Below are 10,693 nucleotides of genomic sequence, written 5' to 3' on the forward strand. Positions count from 1 at the left end.
TTCATAATTGACAATTTTTCTCAACGTATATTATGAAATTCCCAATAAAAAGACACGGATATTTAGATCAATAATGGTTGGGTGATGCTACAAGAAGATGTAACCCGATTGATCAAATATTAATAATAAATAATCACTTGCCTTTAGAGTAGTAGTAGGTAGAATAGATGATGATGTTCCTTTCTCAGTGAATTCTCTTCAAACGAGGACGTATATGGTACTATTTTCAAACTAATGTTGACATTTCTAAGAAACAGCTATTAATCAGCAAATGTTACTTTTGTCATTCTGGGCTAAATAGTTAAATTGAAAGCCTTCTGAAATAATAGTTGATGACCGAAGCAAACATAATTAAGGAATTAAAGAATGGTAACACGAGTGTGCTTAAGCATGTTTATGTTCATTTGAATACAGTTACCTCTTTTGTTACCAAAAATTCTGGCTCCAGAGAAGATGGACATGACATTTTTCAGGAAACGGTTATAGTATTTCATAGAAATGCAATCAAGGAAGAGTTTCTACTGACTTCTTCTATAGGAACTTATTTGTTTGCCATCGGCAGAAGAATGTGGCTTAACCAATTGAGGAGGAAGAAAATCAAGATAGCCGATAGTGAAATCGATCAAGATTTGACAGCGGTAGAGACTTTTGAGTTTGAATTGCCTCAGTTTTCGTCTCCAGATTTGGGCCAGAAAATTCACAAAATTCTGGATGAGGTTGGAGATACATGCAAGGAGATTCTTCAATTATTTTATTTTAAAAAACTAAACTTAGAGGCAATTAAAGAACGACTGGCATATAGATCGAGTCAGGTTGTTCGGCAGCAAAAGTACAGATGTTTGAAAAAGATTAGAGATAAAGTCAGTAAAATGCCAACCCTGATTCAGCAGCCATGAAAATAGAGGAACAAATAATTCGGCTTCTTGAAAATGATCTCAGCGCCAATGATCGAGCAGAGTTGGAAAAATTGTTGGAAGAAAACCCTGAGTTGAAAAAGGAGAGAGCTCTTTATGAACAAATTATTCTGGCCATTCGCGAGAAGGGGGAAGCTGAACTGAGAATTGATCTAGACGGTTATCTGAAAGAATATATTGAAGGTAAGGAGCGTAAGAAATTAATTCCGTTCAATAAATATATTTTTTATGGTGGAATCGCAGCTTCTTTATCACTGATTATGCTATTCTTTTATCAAACGAAAAATAACGCCGACATCACAAATGAGACACCCATGATGTTTGAGATCAACGAAGCACCGGTTCATGCAGATTCGGCAACGCTTGAGCGTGATAGTCTTCAAAATGTTTCGGACTCATTAAAAAAAGCAAAAAGTAGTGTTGACAATTTTTAATTATAGGTATAAACCAAAGAATTAAATCAACTGATATGAAAATTTATACTATTGCTTTAACGGTATGTTTGGCAATTATTCTTTTGGGTACGGCTAGTGAGGCGCAAACCGATTATAAAGACGCAAAGAAAGAGCTAAAAGACAAAGCCATTAAAGGAGCAAGAAAAGAGGCAAAAAAATGGGAGAAAATGGGCTTTAGCAATCTTCCTGGAGACCCTCCGCTCGATAAACAATTTGAAGTGTCCATGATAAAGCAATATTTGTTGGATGAGAAAGGAAACCCACTTTATATCGTTACTATGGGAAGTGCGGTAGCCGGTACTGAGGGAGTAGCTTCGGCCAATGCTATGGATAATGCCAGAGGAGCATTGGCAGGTCAGATACAGTCAGAGGTTTCTGCTTTGGTTTCTAACAACAAGGCCAATACACAATATGAGAATGGAGAAGTCGAGACAATTGATGAGTTTATTTCGAATAGTAAAACGCTTATCCAAAAAGAATTGGGTGCTTTAAAACCAGTCATTCGTATGTACAGAAAGGTGGACAATAATGTTGAGTACAGATATTCTACGATCTATAGCTTAAAAACTGTGAAGAGTATAGCTAAAAGAATAATGAAACAGGAATTGAGTGAAAAGTTGGACACCAATGAAGCACAGCTCAATCAGTTATTGGGTTTGTAATTAATGCTGAGGTTTTGCGCTCTTGTTGGTCTCTTATTGGTTTCTAGTTCAGGGTACCTTTCAGCCCAGAAACAGGATTGGACATCCTACAGATCAAGAATAGATAATTATCCCTCTGCCGTCTATTTCACCGGATTCATGTCTGGGCATTTAAGTAAAGGTGATGATCTGGAAAAAGCAAAGCTGGACATCATTGAACAAGCCAAAGTTCAGTTATCCGAGAATATAAGAATTTCAATAGAAAGTAAGATTACAAACAAAATGACCAATGTAAACTCTATTTCACTACAAGAGTTTGAAAAGGTGAGTCAGTCTTACAGCCACATTAGTGTATCTGGCTTGAAAACTGATGTTTTTATTGATACACGAAAGAAAGAAATTTTTGCATTCACTTGGGTAAGGAAATCTGAAGTGATTGATCATTATTCAAATCTAATTCAGAGCCAATTTCAAAAAATTGAAGAACAATTTCATCTGGGGTCTGATTTATTGAGAATCAATCAGATCAAAGCACTGAGAATTTTTTACTCGACCAAAAGGTTGTTTAGAGAGATGGAAGAAGCTCAGACCATACTCGTGATTTGTGGCCTGGATGATAAGGATACTTTGCTAAAAGCTCAGACGCAAAATTTGAAAAGAGAGATAGCTAAAATGACCGAGGTCATCAACAGCAGCAAGAATTTATCACTATCAGAATTGAGCGCTTTTCTGGTGGCTTCATTAAAGATGCAGACCGGTACTTTGAAAGAACCTATACAAGTATCTAATATTACCTATAGAGATTCTAAAATGAGCAGTGCGTTTTCCGAACGATTTTCTTCTCTTCTCATTAATGATTTGACCAATGAGGGATTCATTGTAGCTGATTTCAAGAGCGCACCATACCAACCGAAAACAGGCAACTTTCTTTCGGGCAGTTATTGGGAAGAAGGCCAGGATGGTTTGCAGGTCGTAATGGCACTTCGGAAGGTGGAAGATGACCTAAATCAAACAATTCTAGCCGGAGAAGAAGGATGGACGACTATAGCAACTCTGATCAATTCCAAATTGGAATACAAACCGTCCAACTATTTCTACGCAGTAGAAAAGGGTAAACTTTTCTCAAAAAATGAAATCGTAAACGGAGGAGCCAAACTTGAAATATGGACTAACAAAGGAGATGAAGGATTAATTTACAAAGAAGGAGATAAACTGAGACTTTTGATTCGAATGAATAAAATCGGCTACATCAGGCTAATAAACCATTGGGCGGACGGTACTCAAGTGATGTTACTTGATAATTATTATATCGATTATAGAAAAGTCAATCGTGTGATCAAACTGCCTTTAGAGTGGGAAGTGACATGCCCATGTGGTATCGAATTCGTTCAGGCCAATGCTCAAAATGTCGAATTTGTACCTTTGGATACCAAGATGAAAGATGGGTTCAATTTGATAACTGCTGAAACCAAAGAGGTCATCATCAAAAACAGATCATATAGCGAAGAGGCACTTGATACGGGAGGTTTTGCTGTGGAAGAGAGGCTAGTTATCGCAACCATAGACTAAAAATCATATGAACTGGTTGAAATACCTTAAATTTTTCTTACTCATTGCGATTTATACCGTGACCTTGTCAATGTCCGCGGGACAAAGCGTTCGTGATCAATTTAATAGTGCAAAAAGTAGCCATAGCTCGGGATATGACGAGTTTGTCGAACAAAAGGACAAGGAATTCGCAGATTTTTTAAGGAAAAACTGGAGAGCTTTTCAGTTACATGACGGAATTATTATTGAACCTAGACCCAAACCAGTTGAGTTTCCTCGGGTGCGTAAAATTATACCAGAATCGAAAAAACTTGAGCAAAGCCACCTTCCTCAAAAGTTGGATTTACTTGAGGAACTGGTCATGCCTGTCAACCATAAACGGGCGGTACATACCGATGAGTCCAAAACGGTGGCTTTCCCTTTCTTCGGAGATACGGTATTGTTGAAATATGATACGAATTTGGATTTGGGTAAGTTGAATTTCATTTCTCCGGCAACAATCGGAGATTTTTGGGAAAAAATTAGCCAGTCAAATTATAGGCTTGCTTTAGAAAGGTTTCTCTATTACAAAATGAAATACCGACTAAATGATTATGGTTATTATCTTCTAATAAAGGAGTTCACTTCTTACGTATTTTCTACGGAAAACAAAAGACGTCTATTTACTTGGTTCATCCTTTCCAAATCCAAGTACAAATCAAAAATTGGATATAATGAGAACCAAGTTTATTTATTGTTGCCAAGCAACAGGAAGGTATTCGGTAAAAGCTATTTTACTCATAATGAGATCCCGTTTTATGTTATGGATTATTCTGGAGGTGAGCTGTACGCTTATGAAGAGGACTATCCCGGAGCCTACAAAACTATGGACTTCACTATCAACGAGGCTCTTAATCTAAAACAGAGTTCGAAGTATAATTTATTTGACTTTTCCTACATGGATAAGAGTTATAATTTCAAATTTGAATACAATAAAAATGCAATTGATCTCTATAACGTCATTCCCTCCATAGCATTGGATGGCTATTTCAATTCGCACATTTCGGAAGTTACAAAACAATCCCTTATTCATAATTTGCATCCGATAATGGAGCCAATGGATGAGCTCGAAGCAGTTGGCTTTCTACTGGCCTTGGTTCAGAAAAGTTTCAGTTACAAAATTGATGAGGCCCAATTCGGTGAAGAGAAAGTTTTTTTCCCTGAAGAAATCTTACACTATCCTTTTTCTGACTGTGAAGACCGCTCAGTTTTTTTCGCATACTTAGTCAATACCCTCTTGGGTAATGAAGTCGTTGGTTTAGATTATCCTTCACATGTTGCTACAGCTGTTCGTTTTGAGACAGAAGTAGCGGGAGATTATTTCATGCTTAATGATAAAAAATACGTCGTTTGTGACCCCACGTATGTTAATGCTCCTGTGGGCATGTCCATGAGAGATCTAAGTAATTATTCTGCAGAGATTATACAAATGGAAAGGTCAGAACTGAGTTCCCCCGCGCTAGAGAATCTAAAAGAAATGCTAGGAATAAAGGGCGAATTGACCTCGCCAGAGGTGATTAAAATTGAAGAAGGCACAATCATGGCAGGCAATTTTTCACAAAGTATCCTGATTCAGGATGAAGCAATATCTACATCAGGCTACAGCTTGTTATTGGCTTCTTTTGACATCGACAATAAGGCCAAATGGAGTAAAACGATTTCCGTGGATCCTGAAAAAAAATTAAAAAAAATAGCCATCGATAAGGAGGGTAACATAGTCCTGCTCACTGTTACAAAAAAGGGAAGCTATCAATTGTCAAAGTTGGATCAAAAGGGATATGAAATGTGGTCGACTATTGTGGGTCAGTCAGATTCTGTAATCGAAAATGCCACTACCCAAATAACATTATTTGATGAGCAAGGAAACAAATTGGCAGGAAAATCATACGCTGAAACTCAATATTTTGATCCGAATCCGCTTAGCATACGAAAAAATAATATTTTGGTCATTTTACCCTTAGAAGATGATTAGAGCAGACTTATTCCTGACACCAACTGGTGAGTTACGATGCAGATATTTTATTGTATTTTTGCGAATTCGATCAGCAAATTGCATTATCAGGGCAGCATTTCTTGAGTGGTTAAAGTTGGATAGTCGTGGAGAATAGAAATCAATATATACAATTGAAAATTGTCATAGTTCTTATTGGACTGCTGACAGTGATATCAGTTGCACAAGCACAAAAAGTGGAAAATGCTGCGGCTCAAATAGTGGAGGAGGATTTGATCATTACTTTCGATTTGATGCCCAAGGAAAGTATCCATGAACTCTATCAAATCACCATAATGGCACATTTTGGAAATGTAACGAAAGAAATGCAAGTCAAAGAAGGGAGTTTGTCTGATGTTCGACCAGGCAACAGACTCCAGTTTGTTTTTTCAGGCGAAGAAAATTTCAAGAATATCAAAGGAGAAGTAGATTTTAGCATAACCGCCAAAATGACTTTTTCACCTATCAGATTTATTTCACCAGAAAAAAATGGTAGTGGAAAAAAAGGTAAGCCAATGGATATCAAGTGGAAGGGAGGCCTGGAAGAAGATAATTATTCTATAGATCTGTTGAGAAAAGGTCAATTGGTTTCCACAATAGAAACTCAAATCGAGCCACCCGCCCATATATGGGATATTCCAAAATCGACAAAAGCAGGAAGCAAGTATAAATTCATGTTGAAGTCTAATACGAACCCCGCACAATCCATAATTTCCGGTGAGTTTAGAATTAAAAGAAAGATCCCACTAGTAGTCAAAGTATTGCCAGCTGCAGTGCTGATCGGAGTAGGCTATATTTTACTGAAGGATTCTGGCAGTGGGTCAGAAGGTGGCGATAATTTTCCGAATCCGCCAGATTTGCCGACGCTTTGATGTTGATGAAATCGGAAAACGGATGTATAATAGTACAGTGTGAGAATTAACTGTGGTGGGAGCGCTTATGAATAAAGTTTCTTTTCTCTTCTTTGGTTTGATCATAGTAGCAGGTAGTTTGATTGCTCAGCCGACTGATTATATAGCCTATTATCCATTCAGTGGTAATGCCAATGACGAATCGGCCAATGCCCTTCATGGAAATGTTGTTGGAGCAAGCTTAACTGCAGATCGTTTTGGAAACAGCAATTCGGCCTATGCATTCGATGGTAACGGCTATATTGATTGTGGAGCCTCAACAATTTTTGATCTGGAAAAATACCCTGAGTATACAATTTCCGTTTGGATAAAACCTGATAATACGAATCTAAGTGTTTTGCAGGCTATTTTGAGCAGACATATTGCTACAGAAGACAGGAGGTTTTATTTACTATTTCTTGATAACGACCCTGCAACCACCCTCACCTTTGAAGCTTATCATAATGGGGCGTATGAGACGACAGACGTAGTAAGCAGCACATATAATACATCTTGGCAGCATGTATTAGTTATTGCCGATGATGGGAAGATCAAGATGTATGTGGATCAGGTACTTGTCTCGGAAACATCAATTACGGCAACCATGAAATCGGGCAATAGTAATACCAATTTCGTAATTGGAGCAGTACATCACAGCGATGCACTTTGGGATAGGAAATTTGAGGGAATAATTGATGACGTTCACATCTACAGTAGGGCGCTGTCTGATTCAGAAAGAAGTGCGTTATACGCAAATACTAATACAGATTTCCTTTCTTATAGTTTCACGGAGCAGGTTGGTCCAGCAACTGTTGACGATGTCAATCACACAATAGATATAGAAGTGGGCTATGGTACAGATTTGACAGCCCTAATATCAACTTTTACACTTTCTGCGGGAGCATCGGCCAAAGTCAATTTGACCGATCAAATCAGTGGAACAACCGTGAATGATTTTACCAATGTCGTCACTTATACCATAACCGCAGAGGATGGATCTACAACTCAAGTCTGGACAGTGACAGTTTCAAAAAGCCCTCCTAATAGTGAAACGGATATAACTGCACTTTCCTTTACAGAACAGACTGGTTCAGCTGTAATTGACAATACTCTTCATACTATTTCAATCAATGTATCACCTTCAGCGGATCTACACTCACTCATTGCTACCTTTGTTTTATCCCAAGGTGCCAGTGCAAAGGTGAATGATATATCTCAGGTAAGCGGAGCTACATCTAATGATTTTTATAGAAATGTAGGCTCAGTGATTATTGCTGCAGGTGTTTTTCCATTATATGATAATTTTGTGGTCTATGAAATCTTGGCAGAAGACGGTGTGTCATCTCAGCTTTGGAGAGTTCGTGTAAATCCAGAGCTTGATACAGAAACTGATATACTCAGTTTTTCTCTTTCGGAACAAACAGGTTCTTCAACCATTGATGTGGTCAACCATACTATAGATATCGAAGTTGCATTTGGTACAGATCTTAGTTCTTTGATACCAACGTTTACACTTTCAGAGTCTGCTGTGGCTAGAGCGAATGGTACAATCCATGTGAGTGGCGTTACAGCAAGCAACTTTACAAGTCCCTTTACCTATCATGTTACGTCTTCGAATGGAATCTATGATGATTATTGGAACGTAACTGTTACTACCGCTTCCAGTAATATGACTGATATTACGGCTTTTAGCCTTTCTGCGCAAACCGAGCCAGCAATTATAGATAATGAAAATCACACAATAGAAATTGAGGCGGCCTACGGTTCAAATGTAACGTCACTGACTCCTGCTTTTAGCTTGTCATATGGAGCGATGGCTAAGATCGCATCAGTAAATCAAGTAAGTGGTACTACTTCCAATGATTTTTCTAGTCCAGTTACATATTCTATAGTAGCCGAAGACGGTTCTACAATTCAAGATTGGGTGGTTTCGGTGAGTATCGCACCTCAGCCTGTACCTACAATCTCCTCATTCTCTCCTGCAAATGGACCGATAGGTACTGAAGTAACCATTACTGGCACTAATTTCGATGCTACACCAGCCAACAATATTGTCTTCTTTGGAGCCGCTAAAGCTGCCGTCACTGCAGCCACTTCAATATCGCTTACAGTGACTGTTCCCGCGGGTGCAACTTATGAGCCTATTACCGTTTTGGTTGATAACTTAATAGGCTATTCATCATTACCTTTTGTGGTAGCCTTTGATGGTGGAGGAGTAATTGATGCTAATTCTTTTGCCTCCAAAACTGACTACGAAACTGGAGAATATCCGATTTCAACTGCATTAGCTGATTTAGACAGCGATGGTAAGGCAGATTTGGTTACATTGAATTTCAACAGCAATACAATGTCAGTGTTCAGAAATACAAGTGCTTCAACCGTTTCCTTTGCTGCTAGGAATGATTATGCTACAGGTACTAAGCCAAATTCGGTTTCCGTTGGCGATATAAACGGGGATGGTAGAGTAGATTTGGTAGTGGTAAATTATACGAGTAAGTCTGTGTCCGTATTTAGGAATACCAGTTCAGATACTGGCATTATTAGCTTTTCAGCTAGGCTAGATATTGCAACAGGGTGTAATCCTGTTGCACTTGACATCGGTGACCTTGACTGTGACGGTAAGACTGATTTAGCGATTGTTAGTTTAGATTGTGGGATTGTTTCGGTATTTAGAAATACCAGTTCAAGTGTTGATGCTATTAGTTTTGCTCCAGGGTTGAATTACCCGGCTGGTCTAAAGCCAACAGACATTTCAATAGAAGATTTAGATGGAGATAACAAGCCAGATTTGGCAGTTGCGGTTGATTCTGATGCTCAAGTAGCTGTATTTAAAAATAATAGTCCAGGTGCTGGCACAGTTGATTTTGCATCCAAAGTTAATTATTCAACGGGAGCAAGTCCAGTCTCTATTTCAGTTGGGGATTTGGATATGGATGGTAAGACCGATATGGCTGTAGTAAATCAAAGTGATAATACCGTATCAGTGTTTAGAAATGCCAGAGGAACTGGTGTTGAACTCAGTTTTGATTCGAAGGTAGACTATGCAACGTCATTCTATCCTAATTCTGTGTCCATTAGTGATTTGGATGGTGATAACAAGCCTGATTTGGTAGTTTCAAGTAGTGGTAGTTTAGCGATACTTAAAAACGTAAGTGTAAATTCTGGTTCGATAAGTTATGCATCGAAAATTGAATATGTGACAGGCCAAGGTTCAAACATTGTTGTGATAGGAGATCTGGATGATGATGGTAAAGCTGATTTAGCTGTAGCTAATAATGGAAGTAATACGGTATCGGTTTTAAGTAAAACAATATCACCAACTAGAATCATACGATTGGAAGGAGATTTGTCATTTGGCAATATTCTACTAAATACAACTGTGAGTCGCTCTTTGACTATTCATAATGATGGAAATAGCCCTCTGACTGTAAGTAGCTTGTCTTATGGAGAAGTTCCACAGTTTGTAGTAGACGTAGGAAGTACTTTTAGTAACAAGGAAATTGAACCATCAAGTTCATTTCAGGTCGAGATTACATTCTCTCCTACCGAGGCCAAAACTTACAGCTCTACTCTAACAGCTATCTCAAATATGACAAGTGGGACCAATTCAATTCCACTCTTGGGAACTGGTACGTCAGATCAGGTCATCACGAATGCTAGTGATATTCTAGCGTACTCTTTCAGTCAGCAGACCGGCCCTGCAACAATTGATTTAAATAACCACACCATTTCTATTGAAGTGGCTTCAGGTACAGACCTGACATCGCTGGTTGCCACTTTTACTCTGTCTAGTGGAGCAACCACCAAAGCCAATGGCACAACCCAGATAAGTGGAACAACAGCCAATGATTTTTCTAGTCAGGTGAATTATACAGTCACTTCTGAGGATGGGAGTACTTCTCAAGTCTGGACGGTAACTGTAACTGTCGCTGGAAGTCCTATTATCTCTAATATCATAGCTGCTGATTCTTATCTGATAGGATCAGGTGGATATACAATTACAGCTACTATAACGGATAACGTAAATCTCTCAGATGTTCAGATTTTTGCCAAAAAAACGTCTGAAACGGACTACACAGCAACAGCGATAAGCATCTCTGGGGATAATTATTCCGGGACATTTACCGATTCTGCGTTCGGGGACCTGGGCCTTACATTTTATATTGAGGCAACTGACAGTGAGGGTAACAAAACTACTTCTGTCCAATATTCGGTT

At 38.5% G+C, this 10,693-nt stretch carries 7 protein-coding genes; all 7 read left to right on the forward strand.

What is annotated here, in order from left to right; all coding sequences use genetic code 11:
• The first annotated feature begins 332 nt into the window (after nt 1–332).
• Nucleotides 333–896 carry a sigma-70 family RNA polymerase sigma factor gene (locus tag ABJD64_RS21770; RefSeq protein WP_348176628.1) on the forward strand — a complete coding sequence of 188 codons (564 nt, stop codon included), beginning with the start codon at nt 333–335 and terminating at the stop codon, nt 894–896.
• On the forward strand, nt 893–1,348 hold the full coding sequence (locus ABJD64_RS21775; RefSeq protein ID WP_348176630.1) for a hypothetical protein: 456 nt from the start codon (nt 893–895) through the stop codon (nt 1,346–1,348). Before ABJD64_RS21770 ends, ABJD64_RS21775 begins: the two co-directional genes overlap by 4 nt.
• A gap of 35 nt (nt 1,349–1,383) precedes the next feature.
• Entirely contained in the window at nt 1,384–2,031 is a 648-nt protein-coding gene (locus ABJD64_RS21780; RefSeq protein WP_348176632.1) for a hypothetical protein, read from the forward strand.
• A gap of 3 nt (nt 2,032–2,034) precedes the next feature.
• A complete protein-coding gene (locus tag ABJD64_RS21785) occupies nt 2,035–3,579 on the forward strand; it encodes a hypothetical protein (RefSeq protein WP_348176634.1) in 1,545 nt (514 codons plus the stop codon).
• Between the two features lie 7 nt (nt 3,580–3,586).
• Complete coding sequence (locus ABJD64_RS21790) at nt 3,587–5,569, forward strand: hypothetical protein (protein ID WP_348176636.1); 1,983 nt, start codon at nt 3,587–3,589, stop codon at nt 5,567–5,569.
• A gap of 125 nt (nt 5,570–5,694) precedes the next feature.
• Nucleotides 5,695–6,459 carry a hypothetical protein gene (locus ABJD64_RS21795; protein WP_348176638.1) on the forward strand — a complete coding sequence of 255 codons (765 nt, stop codon included), beginning with the start codon at nt 5,695–5,697 and terminating at the stop codon, nt 6,457–6,459.
• Nucleotides 6,460–6,526: 67 nt separating this feature from the next.
• A partial coding sequence (locus tag ABJD64_RS21800) for an FG-GAP-like repeat-containing protein (protein ID WP_348176640.1) occupies nt 6,527–10,693 on the forward strand: 4,167 nt, incomplete at its 3' end.

Source organism: Reichenbachiella sp. (genome assembly GCF_039944555.1).
In the GTDB taxonomy this organism is placed as follows: Bacteria; Bacteroidota; Bacteroidia; order Cytophagales; family Cyclobacteriaceae; genus Reichenbachiella.

Excerpts from the sequence above, each read along its gene's own strand:
- ABJD64_RS21785 (WP_348176634.1), top strand. The coding sequence starts at position 2,035 with ATGCTGAGGTTTTGCGCTCTTGTTGGTCTCTTATTGGTTTCTAGTTCA.
- ABJD64_RS21770 (WP_348176628.1), top strand. The coding sequence starts at position 333 with ATGACCGAAGCAAACATAATTAAGGAATTAAAGAATGGTAACACGAGT.
- ABJD64_RS21790 (WP_348176636.1), top strand. The coding sequence starts at position 3,587 with ATGAACTGGTTGAAATACCTTAAATTTTTCTTACTCATTGCGATTTAT.
- ABJD64_RS21780 (WP_348176632.1), top strand. The coding sequence starts at position 1,384 with ATGAAAATTTATACTATTGCTTTAACGGTATGTTTGGCAATTATTCTT.
- ABJD64_RS21775 (WP_348176630.1), top strand. The coding sequence starts at position 893 with ATGAAAATAGAGGAACAAATAATTCGGCTTCTTGAAAATGATCTCAGC.